This window comes from Paenibacillus algorifonticola (genome assembly GCF_050481745.1).
Taxonomy (GTDB): Bacteria; Bacillota; Bacilli; order Paenibacillales; family Paenibacillaceae; genus Pristimantibacillus; species Pristimantibacillus algorifonticola_A.
On record NZ_JBCNGR010000045.1, the window covers coordinates 104,950 to 119,949 of the forward strand.

Genomic DNA, 15,000 nt, shown 5'->3' on the forward strand with positions numbered 1-15,000 from the left:
GCTGCTAGATAATCGGCATGCTCCTTGTAAGGATTCAGGTTCAAACCTGTTGTCCGCTCTTAACCTTCGCAAAAAAAGCGCTAATCGCATAATAAGCGGCGCCGCGAACGGCGGACTGATCCTGCAATTCGGCGAATAAAATTTGCAGCTTTTCCCGGTGATAGCTGAGTGTGCGGCGGGCAATAGAGGCGTGAATTGCTTCCTCCAGCCAAGCTTGCGCACGGCTCATGCGGTTGCCGATAATGACGACGTTTGGATTAAACACATTCACAATGTTGGAAATGCCTACGCCCAAATATTCGCCTATGGCATAAAACAAGGCCTGTACCTCGCTGTTTCCTGCCTCTGCGGCAGCAATAAGCTCCTCCAGCGTCTCAAAGCCAAGCGGCTCTGCCTGCTCCAGCAGCGCATTTTCCGAAGCATAAAGCTCCCAACAGCCCTGATTGCCACAGCGGCACGGCTTGCCGCCATATTCAATCGACAAATGCCCCAGCTCGCCGGAAAAGCCGGAAGCCCCTTTGTACAGCTCCTTGTTTAAAATAATGCCCGTCCCGATGCCGATGCCGACACTGACGTAAATTTGGTTGGCGATGCCGCGCCCCGCGCCGTATTTCTGCTCGCCCTGCGCGCCAGCATTCGCTTCATTGTCGATGGTGACTGGCAGCTCAAAGCGCGCTTCCAGCATCTGCTGCAGCTCAACATGCTGCCATTCGAGGTTAGGCGCGAACAGAATTGCGCCTTTGTCATCGACGATGCCCGGCGCGCCAACACCGATGCCGATTAGGCCATAATGGCTGCTCGGAGCTTGCGACGCCAGCTCCTCAATAAAGGCGATGAGCTGGTTCAGGGCAAAATCCTGTTCGCGCTTTTTGAAGCTAAGCTGCCGCTCGCTAATGACGGTCCCTTGCAGGTCTGTTAACACGCCCCGCATATAGTTGACGCCAAGGTCAATGCCGATGGCATGTCCGGCTTGTCCATTAAACAGCAGCATGACGGGCTTGCGTCCGCCGCTCGACTCGCCGGGGCCATTTTCAAAAACGAGATGATTGTCGATCAGATCCTGCACAAGGCTGGAAACGGTCGCTTTATTAAGTCCGGTCCGTTCAGATATTTGAGCGCGAGAGAGGGGGGCATGCTTAATAACGGCCTCCAGCACAATCGCGGTATTCATTTTTTTGATAAGCGCCAAGTCGCCGGTCGTCTTCAGTTTCAACTAGATTGCCTCCGTCCATCTAAATCCATGTAGTGTATTGTATCACAGGCGTAAACGGTATGAATTATTAGGACTATTTTAGCACAAAAAAACTTAGTTTAGTCAATAGACAAACTAAGTTTGGTCGTGTTATGCTGTTGGGGAGCGTTTACATCATCAGAAATGAGACAAAGCATTTATCCTATACCATAATCAGGAGGTTTTATAACAATGAGCTATTTTTCTAACATTGGCAAAATTCAATTTGAGGGCAAAGGTTCGGACAATCCATTTGCATTCAAACATTATAATCCGGAGCAAGTCATTCTTGGCAAAACAATGGAAGAGCATCTGCGCTTCGCTGTTGCTTACTGGCATACTTTTAACGCTAACGGCACTGATCCTTTCGGTTCGGCAACGATGTTCCGCGAGTGGGATAAGCTTGACGGTCTTGATCGTGCCAAAGCACGCGTAGAAGCTAACTTTGAATTCATGGATAAGCTGAACATTCCGTTCTACTGCTTCCATGATGTGGATATCGCTCCAGAAGGCGCTACGCTGCAAGAAACGAATAAAAACCTTGATGTAATCGTAGGCCTATTGAAAGAAAACATGAAAACCTCCGGCAAAAAATTGCTTTGGAACACGGTTAATATGTTCTCGCACCCGCGTTTCGTTCATGGCGCTGGCACAACTTGCAACGCTGACGTTTATGCCTATGCAGGCGCACAGCTGAAAAAAGGGCTTGAAGTCGGCAAAGAGCTTGGCGCTGAAAACTATGTTTTCTGGGGCGGCCGCGAAGGCTACGAAACCTTGCTGAACACCGATATGGGCCTCGAGCTGGATAACCTGGCACGCCTGTACGAAATGGCGCTTGCATATGCGAAAGAAATCGGCTTCGACGCGCAATTCCTGATCGAGCCTAAACCGAAAGAGCCAACGAAGCACCAATATGACTTTGATGCAGCCACAACGATTTCGTTCCTGCGCAAATACAACCTGCATAACGATTTCAAGCTGAACCTTGAAGCGAACCATGCGACACTTGCAGGCCACACGTTCGAGCATGAGATCCGCACGGCAGCTATCAACGGCATGCTTGGCTCCCTTGATGCGAACCAAGGCGATTTGCTGCTGGGCTGGGATACAGATGAATTCCCAACTGACCTTTATTCCACTACACTGACCATGTATGAAGTGCTGAAAGCTGGCGGCATCGGCCGTGGCGGCGTTAACTTTGACGCGAAGGTTCGTCGTGCATCCTTCGAAGCGGATGATCTGTTCCTCGGTCACATTGCGGGTATGGACAGCTTTGCATGGGGTCTGAAAGCAGCTGCGAAGCTGACGGAAGAAAAAATTCTGGATGGCATCGTAGACAACCGTTACCGTACGTTCAAAGAAGGCATCGGCGCTGACATCGTTTCCGGTAAAGCAACTTTGGCTTCGCTTGAGCAATACGCGCTGCAAAACAATCCGATCCGTCTGGAATCCGGTCGTCAAGAGCGCATTAGACTGCAACTGAGCGAAGTTATTTTCAGCGTTTAAGTCGGGAGGACTTCGGCTATGAGCTATGTCATTGGAATAGATTTAGGCACGAGCGCCGTCAAGGCGCTCCTCATTAATAAAGAAGGCACGGTTGCGGGCGAAGCTTCCCGCAGCTACCCGCTTTATCATGAGCACACGGGCTGGAGCGAGCAGAAGCCTGATGATTGGGTGGATGCAACGCTTGAGGCGCTTGGCGAGCTGTCCGCTGCAATTGGGCCGGAAGCAAGCGCGCAAATCGAGGGCATCAGCTTCTCCGGCCAAATGCATGGGCTTGTGCTGCTGAACGGTGCTGGCAATCCAGTGCGCAATGCCATTCTCTGGAATGATACTCGCACAACGGCGCAATGCCGTGAAATCGAGCGTACGCTTGGCGACAAGCTGCTCGGCATTACGCGCAATCCTGCGCTGGAAGGCTTTACACTGCCGAAAATCCTCTGGGTGCGCGAGCATGAGCCTGCTGCTTTCGAACAGGCAGAGCTGTTCCTGCTGCCTAAGGATTATGTGCGCTATCGCCTGACAGGCGAGCAGCATATGGATTATTCCGATGCAGCGGGCACGCTGCTGCTGGATGTAGCAGCGAAGCGCTGGAGCGAAGAGGTGCTGGCCGCATTTGAGCTGCCGGCAAGCTTCTGCCCTCCGCTCGTAGAGTCGCATGGCCAGACGGGTACGCTGCTTGCTGAGCTTGCACAGCGCACAGGGCTGCCTGCTACAGTAAAGGTGTTCGCTGGCGGAGCCGACAATGCTTGCGGTGCAATCGGCGCTGGCATTTTGAGCGAAGGCTTAACGCTATGCAGCATCGGTACGTCCGGCGTTATTTTGTCCTATGAAAATGACAAGAATAAGGATTTTGCCGGCAAAGTGCATTTCTTCAATCACGGCAAGGAAGATTCTTTCTATGCAATGGGCGTGACGCTGGCGGCAGGCTACAGCCTGAGCTGGTTCAAGAAGACGTTTGCGCCGAGCGAATCCTTTGATGAGCTGCTTGCAGGCATCGGGGAAGTAAAGCCGGGAGCGGGCGGTCTGTTGTTTACGCCTTATCTCGTAGGCGAGCGTACACCGCATCCAGATTCCCTTATTCGTGCCAGCTTTATCGGCGTGGATGGCTCGCATGAGCGAGTTCATTTTGCCCGTGCCGTGATGGAGGGCATTACGTTCTCGCTGCATGAATCAGTTGATATGTTCCGCGGGGCTGGCAAAACGGTCGATACGATTGTATCGATTGGCGGAGGCGCGCAAAACCCGGTTTGGCTGCAAATGCAGGCTGACATTTTTGACGCGAAGGTAGTAGCGCTCGAAAATGAGCAGGGGCCTGGCCTCGGCGCAGCGATGCTTGCTGCATACGGCAGCGGCTGGTTTGAGAGCCTGGAGGCTTGTGCAGCAAAGTTTGTGAAGCATGCCGAGCAATATTTGCCGCAGCCTGAAGCTGTAGAAGCGTATAAAGGGCTGTTCCGTGTCTATCAGCAGGTTTACACGCAAACGCGCAGTTTGAACGAAGCGTTAGCCGCTTACCGCAGCTAGCGAGGTTACCCGCAAGAACACACATGGCTGCCGCTTCTTCTGTCGTTTTAGGAGAAGCGGCTTTTTTTGTGGAATGAATATAGAGAAGAAGTGAGAAGTGTCAGAAGAAAATAAAGTTCTAGACAGAGAAATTAAGGTATTAGACTGATGAAGCTTACTAAGTTAACGTATCCGTTAGCGGAATGACATTTCTTAATCAGCGAGAGCACGTTTTATGATCGCTTTTGCTTCAGCAACCAACTTTTCATCTTTATAATCAATTGCCTGCATCATGATCAAAATGGGAATGTATATGGCTATTAATCGAGCTAATATCTTCGTTTCTTCATCGACATCCCCATATTCTTTGAAAAAGTCTGAACGTGCATCCGGAGGCAAAAAGCTATACGCGACATTCAAGTCGCAAGCAGGATGTCCGATATTGATATCACCCCAGTCGATAATCCCTGAAACTATTCCATTCTCGTCTACCAGCATATTTTTAAAATGAAGGTCTCCATGGAGGAATACGTTTTTGGGGTTCACTTTTTCAGTCCCAAGCTGTTCCAAATAGTTCGATAATTCACGATACTCTTCTTCACTAAAATGAAGGGCAAGGTTGGAAATGAATCTATGCAACTTTTCTTTACGCATTGCAATATCAATCAAATTTCTGTGGTCATGTTGAACGCCATTTTCTTGGGCAATTTGCACAGGGAATGCATGTAAGCTTTTTAAAAATTGCGCGAGCGTTGTTGCTGATAACGCACGTTGCTTGTCAGTTAATCCGATTGGAAACTTTCCTGATAAATAGGGGTAGCCTAGGAAAGGCGCAGGATAATTATAATCCCCTTCCCCAAAAAATAGCGGTATCGAATATGCAATGGAACAATAATCTTTAAGCTTAGGTAGTACCTTTCCTTCCATCCTTAAACTATTAATTGCAACTTCTCTTCTTGGAAAGCGAAATACATATTCGGCCCCAACAAGAAAAACAGTATTATCCCAGCCGTATCCTAGTTTTTGTACGCTTTGTGAAGCTAACTGTGGAAACTGACTGCTTATTAATTTATGAGCTAATTCTTCTGATACTTCCCATTCCGCATCCCATTGATTCGTACTTCCCATACCCATTTATCGACTCCCTCACGAAAATAGAAAATAGAAAATAGGCTCGACTAGCCTGTTCCATTTACAACATCATATCATTAATTTGTTCTTCTGTTCGAGAACAACCTTACCGTCTGTTCCTCTATCCTTCCCGTTAGTTCAATAAAAAGGACGCTCCCGCGCCTTCGCTTGGGCTACGTCCTCCTCATTATATCCATTTCCAATTACTAATTAAAGAACGTACGCGGGTAGCATGTAGTGCTTAAACAGGGGACTTATCTTAACCTAAGCACTAAGAAAATACTTTATATTCACTGATCAATAAGCTTACACCTGCTCACCTGCCTAATCACTGCTTGAAGCTGCTCCAAATCGCTTCCGGCTTTACCCCGAGCTCTCCGGCGATCAGCTCGGCTGTGAGCCGCTGGGGCTTTTTTATTTTGCCATTGCGGATTTTAGAAATGGTCGTCAAGGAAATGAGCGTGGAGCGGGCAAGCGATGTAGCGGAAATATTTTTGCTTAGCATCAGCATTCTCAGCTTGTAGGAAGGGTCTTCCTCAGGCGCCTTCTGGTTAAGCTCTGTGAGCATGATCAAATAGCTGTGAAACGCCTTGTTGCCTGAATAAAAGGGCTTAATCAATGCTTTTGCCGAGTTTTTGTCTTCTCCAATATGCATATGCAGCTCCAAATGCTCGATTTTGCCGATGCTTTTGGCCCGTTCCATGATGCGGCGCAGCGGCGCGCGGTGCTCCTCGGCAACCAAATCAAAGATGCTGCGATTCAAGAAACTAGCTGAGCCTTGGGCAAGCGGAGCGAAATAACGCTTCAGCGAAAAAATGCGGAATTGTTCGGAGATGCCGATGGCCATCATAATTTTATGATCAACAGCGAATTCATCGCCCCAGCGCTCGGAAGAAACATCCTTGCAGACGAGCATGTAATACGTTTGCTCCTCCATTTGAAATTTGCGGCAGCTCAGCCGAACGGTCGCTGTCATCGTAGAGCGCGTTGTCAGCTCGCAATCGAACGTCAGTTGATCATCTTCAATAAGCTTCGCCATCAGCTGCCCGAAGGGCTGCGAATCCTTTACAAAATCCTCTGGGTTGACCTCTAGAAGCTCATGCTTTCGATAGCCGGACAGCCCGGTGAAGGCTTTGTTAATATCGCGAATATACCAGCGGTTAAAATCATATTCCACAATCATCATCGGGTCGGCTAGCTGGTAAAAGATCGTATGCATGCTAAAAATGCCTCCTTCAATCAGTGGTATATCTCAAGGTTAAGTTCGATTACATTAAGGGTTATAAAATGTGACATATCTCGTATTTTAAATTATGCAGAAAAAAACTCGAAATGACAACACCCTTTAGTCATACTTCGTTAACAAATTGGGGCAGACTACAAATAGAGTCAACGCCCGAAAGGAGAAATAACCGATGAATTCGGCATTATTGTTTGATTTCGCAGATGTTACAAGCGCGGAGATGGCCTTTGATACGCTGGAGCAGCTTGGCTATGATCCGGTTCTGCATGAAGGAGGAAGGCTGCACATTCATATGGAGGGTAACGATCTCATTTCTGCTCTTGAGATTATGCAGGTGCATGGTGGCCGCTTGATTCAGGAAGCTGCCATTGATGCGAGCGCTTACACGGATACCGCCTATTCGCTTGACAGCATCACCATTCCCGCGCATATTGTGAATGAGGATTGGAACGAGGAGCTGTAGCCAGCATTTTTGGCAAAATAAAAGCGCGGCTTAGGAGCTGCGAGGAAATTAGTGCCCGGTTTTGTCAACAAAACCGGGTACTTTATTTCGTCGCAGTCCCTTAGCTGTCTGAGACAGCCAGTGCCGCGCTTTTTCCTGCATTATAGCCTGTTGAGAAGGCTGCAGTAATGTTATAGCCACCTGTGTAGCCATGAATATCGAGAACTTCGCCGCAAAAATAAAGGCCAGCGCTTTGCTTGGAGCCCATCGTCTTCGGATCGATTTCCTTCAGATGGACCCCGCCCCCGGTGACGAAAGCTTCCTCAATGGACAGCGTGCCGTTCACTTTTACAGGGAAAGCTTTGATTTGCTTGGCGAGTGCAAGAAACGGCCCCTTGGGAAGATTGTCATACGTAATATCGCCGCTGATGCCATTTTGCTGAAGCAGAAAATCCAGCAGCCGCTCCTGCAAATAGCCGCGAAGCACATTTTTAATCGCTTTTTTCGACTCCAGCTTCGCCATTTGCATCATTTCCTGATAAACCTCGGCTTCGGAGCGTCCCGGCAGCAGGTCGATTGTGACGAGTACAGTTGCAGCCTCCCTTACTACGCTTCCTGAATGCTCTATCGATTCTAAAGCGCCTGCGTCACTTATACTGCCATTTGCTGCGCTGGAACCTTCAACGGTGCCAGAAGCGCGCTGCTCTTTGCTAGCCGCCTGTTTGAGCGCTTTGACGACGAACTGGCTGCATCTAAGGGCGGTTGGACCGGATATGCCGAAGTGGGTGAAGATCATATCACCTTCATGGGTAATCAATTTTTTTCCTTTCGCATTCCATACCGTAAGCTCTACCTCGCGCAGTGAAATGCCTTGCAGTATTTTGCTGCGTATCCAAGGCTCGGAGGATGTGAGAGGAACTTCTGTCGGATACAGCTCCGTAATCGTGTGCCCGCCGCTGACCGCCCAAGGGTAGCCGTCTCCAGTCGAGCCTGTATGGGGGACGGATTTGCCTCCCGTAGCGATGATGACGGCTTTCGCTGCGAGCTTTTCACCATTTTGCAGCAGCAGCCCTTTTACCGCACCATCCTTATATAGAACTTCGCGTACTGGCGTATTCGTCCGAATGTCGACCCCTTGCTCGCGAACTTTGCGAATGAGCGCATCGACGACCGTTTTGGCCTTGTCCGATACCGGGAACATCCGGCCGCGGTCCTCCTCCTTCAAGGCGATGCCCATCCCTTCGAAAAAGGCGATAATATCGCGATTGCCGAACGCATTTAGCGCACTGAATAAAAACTTCCCGTTTCCGGGTATATGTTGGATGAGCTGATCCATCTCTTTTGCGTTCGTTACATTACAGCGCCCGCCTCCGGAAATGCCGAGCTTGCGCCCCAGCTTGTCTCCTTTGTCCACGAGAAGAACAGAGGCTCCGTGCGCGCTTGCAGCTACTGCTGCCATTAGGCCGGAAGGGCCTCCGCCAACAATTATAATATCGTACATGATTCACTCAGCCTTTCTTTCTACAATCTTGTTCATTGTACCATTCTTCGAGCGAAATATTGAGTTATAATAGAACATAATTCATCAGCTGGAGGTGCCTTGGATGATTCGTATGGAATGGACGTTTCAAGGTTGTGGGGATAGCGAACTATACGTAAGGGAGTGGAAGCCTGATAAGGAGCGTCCAAAAGGCGTTTTATGTCTAATACATGGCATGGGCGAGCATGGTGAACGTTATAGCGCCTATGCAGCGAAGCTCGTTGCCGCTCAATATGTTGTAATCGCTCTCGATCAGCAAGGCCACGGCCGCTCATCCGGCCCCAGAGGGCATCTGCCTTCTGTAGATGATGCGGCAGCCCATGCCGCCATGCTGGTTGAGCAGGCAGCGGAGCGCCATCCAGAGCTGCCTATTTTTCTTTATGGGCACAGCATGGGCGGCAATATCGCGATGAATTGCGCGCTGCGGCTCCAGCCTGCAGTGAAGGCGCTCGTGCTGTCCAGTCCATGGCTAAGGCTGGCCTTTACACCACCTCGTGCCCAGCTTTGGCTGGGGAAGCGGCTGGCTTCCTTTTTGCCAGCGCTTCCACAATCGACAGGATTGGGAAGTGGGAAGCTGTATCGGCGAGGCTATGAGGAGGCCATCCATATTGAAGGAGATCCGCTGTGCCATTCCCGAATTACGATTAAAACCTTCCTGAGTCTCCATGATTCAGGCGAATGGGCGATAGCCAATTGCGGCCAGCTGCAAGTGCCGCTGCTGCTCATTCACGGGGCAGCTGACAAAATCACCTCTCATCATGCGAGCGAGCAGGTGGCGCAGCGGATTGGCGAGGCATGTACTTTTGTTTCTTGGCCTGACGGCTATCATGAACTGCATCATGATCTTGAAGCACAGCGTTTTATTGAAGTGGTGACGAACTGGCTGGATATGCATACAGATGAAAATAAGGATCACGCAATTTAATCTAGTAAGCGATTAGAGGGGGAGACCTGTCGTTCGTGTTGAAAGAATTGCTGTTACAATTCGTTATTTCACTTATTCCTGTATTTTCCTTTCAGCTCTGGCATTATAAGCAGCGCAAGGAAAACCATATTCGAATGTTTATAACGGCTACGAGCGCGATCGCAATGATTGCGTGCATGTCGGTTTCGACAGATTTTAATGGTTATGAGCTGAATTTTCGCTTCGTTCCGTTTATTTTGGGCTCTTTATACGGAGGGGTGTATGGTGCCCTCGTTCTTGATCTGCTTTATATTTTCCTTAGAGTGCCAGCGCTTGATACTGATGCGGAGAAAATAGTTTTTGTCTTTTTCATGTTTGTTCATGTACCTATTATATTGCTCTGCGCCAAGCGATTCGGCAAAAAGCCCTTGCATCGAAAGCGGCTCATAGGGGTTAAATCGATAACGCCGATCTCCGCCTACATAACATTAATGTTTGTCATGTTTATGATGCATGAGGACTTTTACTGGTCGACTGAGCTTGTGGCCGTATTTATTTTACTTATGATCGGCTCGATCGTTGCCATTTGGTTATCTATTTTTATTGTGGAAAAATTTGTTGAAAATTCGCGGCTGCAGTTGGAACTCAAAAATGTTTCGTCCAGCTATCGGCTGGAAGTAGAAAAACAGCAGCAGTTCATAGATGAAATGCTGCTGGCGATTTTGTTCACAGATGAGCATGGCGTAATTACGCATTTGAATGCGAAGGGCAAGGAGCTGTTCCAGCGGCAATTTGAGGCAAGCGAAGATTTGTTTTCCGGAAACGTACGTCTGGACACCTTTTTTGCTGCAAATGAGGACGGTGCCTATATCAAGCTGCTTGAGGATGCGCTCGCTGGAGCCAAGAGCAGTACAGGGCCGCACACGGAAGATGGCAAAACGCTGCTTAAGACGGCATTCGCCATCCGCCGTCAGGAGGACCATTCGATTGCTGGAGCCGCCCTTATTGTTCAGGATGTAACGGAGCTTACGCTGCTGCGCGATGAGCTTGGACGAATGGAACGCCTTAGTTTAATTGGGCAAATGGCTGCCAGCATTACGCATGAGATTCGTAATCCGATGGCGGTAATACGAGGCTTTATGCAGCTGATGCGGGAGCGCAGCCGGTTGAATGAACAGCAATATTATCAGATTGTTATGGAGGAGCTGGACCGGGCAAATACGATTATTAGCGACTTTTTGTCATTGGCGCAAAATCGTTCCGTCCCGATGGAAAAGCATTCTTTGCAAACGATCATCCAGGAGATATTGCCACTGCTTCAAGCGGATGCCAATCTTAGAGGACAGGTTGTGCAAACGGAGCTTGCCGATGAATTGCCCTCCTTTCTTATGTCTGACAAGGAAATGAAGCAGCTGCTGATTAATCTTGTGCGCAATGGCATGGAGGCGATGGGGGAGAAGGGTGTTCTGCATATATTTACCGGGTATCTTCCTCTAGAAAATAAAGTAGTGCTGCGTATACGCGATAATGGCGTAGGTATTCCTGCTGAGCAGATGAGCCAATTGTTTAAGCCTTTTTATACGACGAAGTCCAAAGGAACGGGACTCGGGCTGCCGCTTTGCCTCAGCATTGCCGAAAGGCATAATGGCAAGCTGGAGGTGGAGTCCGAGGAAGGGGAAGGAACGACGTTCATTTTAACCTTTATGTTGGGAGAAACGGATGCTTTTCCTGCGCTCTAATAACATAATGGAAACTAAACCTGCACATACTACCTTTGCCTGTCAGTCATCATAAAACGGATGAAGGAGGAGAATACATGGAGCGCAATCATGCGAAGTCTGAACAATCCCTGCAGCAGAAGCAGCAAAATGCTGAAAATGCTAAAAAGCGCAAAGAGACTTCCCCGACCGAAGCCGGTTTCGACAAGAAGCTGGACGGCCCGAATCGCCCGTCTGTCTAATGAGGCAGCGGGGAAGGCTGCCCGCTGGCAGCTTGCGAGCAGGAGGAGTGCGGAATCATAGAGCAGCAGCTGCGACATGGACGGCTGTTGCTTTATTTTCCTACCCAGCGTTATAATAGTAACTAAATTTAGGTTATTAAAAAGGAGTGTATTTCAGTGTCCATGTCATTTGAGAGATACATGCTAGATATGGTTCAACCGATGCGTGATGATTTGACGCGTCTTGGCATTCAAGAACTTCGCACACCGGAGGATGTGGAACAGAATCTTCCTGATTCCAAAGGTACAGCGCTTGTAGTCGTAAACTCCGTTTGCGGCTGTGCAGCAGGCCAGTGCCGTCCAGGCGTAGCGGAAGCGCTGCAGCATGAGATTACACCTGATCATCTGTTTACGGTATTTGCTGGGCAGGATAAAGAAGCAACGGCTAAAGCTCGCGAATACTTTGCGCCGTACCCGCCTTCATCCCCATCCATCGCGCTAATGAAGGACGGAGAGCTTGTCCATTTCATTGAGCGTCACCAAATCGAGAACCGTTCCGCGTCGGATATTGCAGCCGATCTGGCTGATGCGTTCGATCGGTTCTGCCGCTAAGGGCAGGAGGAACTATGAGCTTACAAGCAGATATTATTAAAAGGCTTGGCGTTAAGCCGGTCATTGATGTAGATCAGGAAATCCGCACCCGCGTTGATTTTCTCAAAAAATATGTATTGGACTCCCATACGACTGGCCTGTTGATTGCCATTAGTGGCGGCATCGACAGCGCAGTAGCAGCAGGCCTTTGCAAAAAAGCAACCGACGAGCTGACAGCTGAAACCGGTCGCGACTATATGACGCTTGGCGTTTACCAGCCTTACAGCGAGCAGTCGGATATTTCCGACAGCTATGCGGTATCTGAAGCATTCGGTATTACGAAGACTGTGGAAACGAACATTGGCGAAGCGGTAGACGAAATCGCCATTGAGACGGAGCACGCTTTGAAAAATATCGGCATCCATCGTCATATTAGCCGCGGCGGCAAAGGCAATGTAAAGGCGAGAACGCGCATGGTTGTCCAATATGCGCTTGCCTTTGACCTCAATCTGCTCGTTGTTGGCACGGATCATGCATCCGAAGCTATTACAGGCTTTTATACAAAGTGGGGCGACGGAGCCGTCGATATTACGCCGCTCAGCTCACTGAATAAACGCCAGGTTCGACAGCTTGCCTCGCACCTTGGCGTGCCGAAGAGCATTTTGGATAAAGCGCCATCCGCTGGTTTATGGGAAGGGCAGACCGATGAGGATGAGCTTGGCATTAGCTACGATGACAATAGCGATTATTTGGAAGGCAAGGAAATTGGCGTAAAGGCAAAGGAAAAGCTGGAGAAGCAATACCTGAAAACCGAGCACAAGCGCGCGCCTATTCCTGGCATTTAATTAAAAAAGTATTTTTAGAAGCTTGTCCGCTGCAAAAGCGGGCAAGCTTCTGTTATTATGGAGCAAAAACGTTATAAGGAATAGCACACAGAGTAATCCTTGAAGGCAGGCGAAGTAATGATAGTAGGAATTGGTCATGATATAACAGATATGAGCAGAATGCAGGCGATACTTGCCGGCAGCTCGGCGGGAAGATTTTTGCAGCGGATTTTGACAGATCAGGAGCTTAGACTGGGAGAGTGTTATGAAGGGAAGCGAAAGGTTCAATTTGCATCGGGCCGTTTTGCGGCGAAGGAAGCGGTAGTCAAAGCGTTTGGCTGTGGCATCGGCGGCATTATTGGCTTTGGCGATATTAATATTTTACGTTCGGAATCCGGGAAGCCAGAGTGTGTATTGTCTGAAGGAGCGTGGCAAAGGCTGGGTTTATCTGCTTCCGCAGTACGCATTCATATTACGATAACGCATGACAGGGAGCTGGCATCTGCTGTAGCCATTGTCGAACAGCTTGCCTAATCACGCTGCTTATTGTAGCAAAATAATTGGTTATACAAAATTATGCTACGAATTGTAATGTTGATGTCAACTTAGTCATTGTCAGGGGGCTTCTTGCCGATAAAGATAAGGAGACTGAATTTAGGGCATCGTAGCTGCCGCTATCATTCGGCATATTTTATATACAGCATATGTTGGCAGCAGGCTTGCTCGCCGCCTATTCCGATGGCGGCGGACAAGCCTGCTCGTCTATTTCTTGCCAGCAAGCCAAGCGGCTAGTCCAGCGATTTCCTCGCTTGTGAGACGATCCTTGAACGGCGGCATGGAGCCTTTGCCATTTTGGAGCTGCTTCACAATATCTGCCTCGCTCATCCGGGCTCCAACCTGCTGCAGATTGGTCTGAGTACCCATGCGGCCTTGCAGGTCTGTGCCGTGGCAGCTGATGCAATTGGATTTATAGACAGAGGCTGTGCCGTCAGGCGCATCCATATGCGGCGTTGCTTTCGTTCCTGGCTGTGAAGTGCCTCCGCAGGCAGCAAGCAGGGCGGTAGTCAGGACTGCAAGCAGCAGCATTTTGCCCCAAACTGATAGAGAAATGCGTAACATAAGGGTTCCTCCAAGTGATCAATTTTAGGAAATCATAGACTTAGTATAGCGGATTGCTTGCTGCAACTTCCATAGGATTTTGCCAAGGGGGGCGCTATAATAGAAAAGGCTAACAAGAAAATACGACAAGAGATCGGTAGGCATGGGAGATATATGGAAATAACTGGCGAACATATGCTCAACCAACAGTTTAAGCAGTTAAAGGCTGATGTGATGGTGGCATCCTATACGAAAAGTCCGGCAGGCTGGATAATGAGGCGGGTAGAGCCTGACTATTTCTGCTTATGCTACGTCGATAAAGGTGAAGGTTGGCTGGAAATGAACGAGACCAAATATAAGGTCAGCGCCGGGCGGCTGTATTTGCTGCGTCCAGGCTGGGCACGAAGGTATGGCTCGCTGGGCGATAATCATTTTATCCATTATTGGTGCCATTTCCGTGCGGAGATGGCTGCTGAATCTTATATCCATTTGGCTCATTTGCCGCTGGAGGTTGAAGTAAAGGACGCACAGGTTGTGAAGCAGCTGTTTACGAAGATGCTCGCGGCGCAGGCAGAGAGCGACCTCACGGGCGAATTGCGGACGAAGGCTGTGCTTTTTGAACTGATTGCGCTGTTCATGGAGGACAGCCGGACGCAAAACACGACTTTGCTGCAGCTGTCCGAGCATGAGCACTGGCATGAAGTGCTCGTCTATGATGAAGTGCTTCATTTTATTGAAGAAAATTTGAAATATCAAATTCCAATCGGTGTGCTGGCCAGGCTGGCAGACCTGTCGGCTGAAGGGTTTCATGCTGCGTTTAAAAATAAAGTCGGCTGCTCGCTCGTTCAATACATCACGCAGCGGAGAATAGCGACTGCCAAGAAGCTGCTGCGCACGACGAATTTGCCGATTGCTGAAATTGCGGCAGAGGTCGGCATGCTCAATCATTATTTGTCCCGGCTGTTCAAGCAGCAGACGGGCATTACGCCTTCGGAATTTCGCCGAATTATTTGCAGCAGCGCTTGGCAGGAGGCAGAGCAAACAGATTGAGAGG

General features: G+C 49.3%; 15 protein-coding genes. 10 read left to right on the top strand and 5 right to left on the bottom strand.

The window, feature by feature from the left end; genetic code table 11:
• Positions 1 to 40 precede the first annotated feature (40 nt).
• Positions 41 to 1,171, bottom strand: coding sequence for an ROK family transcriptional regulator (locus ABEW34_RS29285; RefSeq protein WP_430164619.1), 1,131 nt, complete (start codon positions 1,169 to 1,171; stop codon positions 41 to 43).
• Positions 1,172 to 1,423: 252 nt separating this feature from the next.
• On the opposite strand from ABEW34_RS29285, the gene xylA reads away from it, so the two are divergent.
• Both xylA and xylB read left to right on the top strand, forming a co-directional pair.
• A complete protein-coding gene (xylA, locus tag ABEW34_RS29290) occupies positions 1,424 to 2,737 on the top strand; it encodes a xylose isomerase (protein ID WP_430164531.1) in 1,314 nt (437 codons plus the stop codon).
• 18 nt (positions 2,738 to 2,755) lie between these two features.
• Entirely contained in the window at positions 2,756 to 4,255 is a 1,500-nt protein-coding gene (gene xylB / locus ABEW34_RS29295; RefSeq protein ID WP_430164533.1) for a xylulokinase, read from the top strand.
• A 192-nt stretch (positions 4,256 to 4,447) separates the two neighbouring features.
• Here xylB and ABEW34_RS29300 read toward each other — a convergent pair whose 3' ends face one another.
• The gene (locus ABEW34_RS29300) at positions 4,448 to 5,362 is read right to left on the bottom strand and encodes a phosphotransferase (RefSeq protein WP_430164622.1); all 915 of its coding nucleotides are present in this window, start codon (positions 5,360 to 5,362) and stop codon (positions 4,448 to 4,450) included.
• 331 nt (positions 5,363 to 5,693) lie between these two features.
• Entirely contained in the window at positions 5,694 to 6,584 is an 891-nt protein-coding gene (locus ABEW34_RS29305; RefSeq protein WP_430164536.1) for a PAS domain-containing protein, read from the bottom strand.
• Positions 6,585 to 6,780: 196 nt separating this feature from the next.
• Here ABEW34_RS29305 and ABEW34_RS29310 point away from each other — a divergent pair, with 196 nt between their 5' ends.
• Positions 6,781 to 7,071 (top strand): hypothetical protein, encoded by a 291-nt coding sequence (locus ABEW34_RS29310; RefSeq protein ID WP_430164538.1) that lies wholly within the window; start codon positions 6,781 to 6,783, stop codon positions 7,069 to 7,071.
• A 100-nt stretch (positions 7,072 to 7,171) separates the two neighbouring features.
• Here ABEW34_RS29310 and ABEW34_RS29315 read toward each other — a convergent pair whose 3' ends face one another.
• Positions 7,172 to 8,554 carry an NAD(P)/FAD-dependent oxidoreductase gene (locus ABEW34_RS29315; protein ID WP_430164625.1) on the bottom strand — a complete coding sequence of 461 codons (1,383 nt, stop codon included), beginning with the start codon at positions 8,552 to 8,554 and terminating at the stop codon, positions 7,172 to 7,174.
• Between the two features lie 100 nt (positions 8,555 to 8,654).
• On the opposite strand from ABEW34_RS29315, the gene ABEW34_RS29320 reads away from it, so the two are divergent.
• From ABEW34_RS29320 to acpS, 6 genes are all read left to right on the top strand, one after another.
• Entirely contained in the window at positions 8,655 to 9,515 is an 861-nt protein-coding gene (locus tag ABEW34_RS29320; protein WP_430164540.1) for a lysophospholipase, read from the top strand.
• Between the two features lie 35 nt (positions 9,516 to 9,550).
• Positions 9,551 to 11,233 (top strand): ATP-binding protein, encoded by a 1,683-nt coding sequence (locus tag ABEW34_RS29325; protein ID WP_430164542.1) that lies wholly within the window; start codon positions 9,551 to 9,553, stop codon positions 11,231 to 11,233.
• A gap of 77 nt (positions 11,234 to 11,310) precedes the next feature.
• Complete coding sequence (locus ABEW34_RS29330; protein ID WP_430164545.1) at positions 11,311 to 11,454, top strand: hypothetical protein; 144 nt, start codon at positions 11,311 to 11,313, stop codon at positions 11,452 to 11,454.
• A 156-nt stretch (positions 11,455 to 11,610) separates the two neighbouring features.
• Positions 11,611 to 12,045 carry a BrxA/BrxB family bacilliredoxin gene (locus ABEW34_RS29335; protein WP_430164547.1) on the top strand — a complete coding sequence of 145 codons (435 nt, stop codon included), beginning with the start codon at positions 11,611 to 11,613 and terminating at the stop codon, positions 12,043 to 12,045.
• A gap of 14 nt (positions 12,046 to 12,059) precedes the next feature.
• Positions 12,060 to 12,869: an ammonia-dependent NAD(+) synthetase gene (nadE, locus tag ABEW34_RS29340; RefSeq protein WP_430164550.1), complete on the top strand. Its 810-nt coding sequence runs from the start codon at positions 12,060 to 12,062 to the stop codon at positions 12,867 to 12,869.
• A 117-nt stretch (positions 12,870 to 12,986) separates the two neighbouring features.
• Entirely contained in the window at positions 12,987 to 13,382 is a 396-nt protein-coding gene (gene acpS / locus ABEW34_RS29345) for a holo-ACP synthase (protein WP_430164553.1), read from the top strand.
• A 228-nt stretch (positions 13,383 to 13,610) separates the two neighbouring features.
• On the opposite strand, the gene ABEW34_RS29350 is transcribed toward acpS, so the two are convergent.
• Positions 13,611 to 13,967, bottom strand: coding sequence for a c-type cytochrome (locus ABEW34_RS29350; RefSeq protein ID WP_430164555.1), 357 nt, complete (start codon positions 13,965 to 13,967; stop codon positions 13,611 to 13,613).
• A 153-nt stretch (positions 13,968 to 14,120) separates the two neighbouring features.
• Here ABEW34_RS29350 and ABEW34_RS29355 point away from each other — a divergent pair, with 153 nt between their 5' ends.
• The gene (locus ABEW34_RS29355) at positions 14,121 to 14,996 is read left to right on the top strand and encodes an AraC family transcriptional regulator (protein ID WP_430164557.1); all 876 of its coding nucleotides are present in this window, start codon (positions 14,121 to 14,123) and stop codon (positions 14,994 to 14,996) included.
• Positions 14,997 to 15,000: the final 4 nt, after the last annotated feature.

Coding starts and splice junctions, on each gene's coding strand:
- ABEW34_RS29285 (WP_430164619.1), bottom strand. CDS start 1,171: ATGAATACCGCGATTGTGCTGGAGGCCGTTATTAAGCATGCCCCCCTC.
- xylA (WP_430164531.1), top strand. CDS start 1,424: ATGAGCTATTTTTCTAACATTGGCAAAATTCAATTTGAGGGCAAAGGT.
- xylB (WP_430164533.1), top strand. CDS start 2,756: ATGAGCTATGTCATTGGAATAGATTTAGGCACGAGCGCCGTCAAGGCG.
- ABEW34_RS29300 (WP_430164622.1), bottom strand. CDS start 5,362: ATGGGAAGTACGAATCAATGGGATGCGGAATGGGAAGTATCAGAAGAA.
- ABEW34_RS29305 (WP_430164536.1), bottom strand. CDS start 6,584: ATGCATACGATCTTTTACCAGCTAGCCGACCCGATGATGATTGTGGAA.
- ABEW34_RS29310 (WP_430164538.1), top strand. CDS start 6,781: ATGAATTCGGCATTATTGTTTGATTTCGCAGATGTTACAAGCGCGGAG.
- ABEW34_RS29320 (WP_430164540.1), top strand. CDS start 8,655: ATGATTCGTATGGAATGGACGTTTCAAGGTTGTGGGGATAGCGAACTA.
- ABEW34_RS29330 (WP_430164545.1), top strand. CDS start 11,311: ATGGAGCGCAATCATGCGAAGTCTGAACAATCCCTGCAGCAGAAGCAG.
- nadE (WP_430164550.1), top strand. CDS start 12,060: ATGAGCTTACAAGCAGATATTATTAAAAGGCTTGGCGTTAAGCCGGTC.
- acpS (WP_430164553.1), top strand. CDS start 12,987: ATGATAGTAGGAATTGGTCATGATATAACAGATATGAGCAGAATGCAG.
- ABEW34_RS29350 (WP_430164555.1), bottom strand. CDS start 13,967: ATGTTACGCATTTCTCTATCAGTTTGGGGCAAAATGCTGCTGCTTGCA.
- ABEW34_RS29355 (WP_430164557.1), top strand. CDS start 14,121: ATGGAAATAACTGGCGAACATATGCTCAACCAACAGTTTAAGCAGTTA.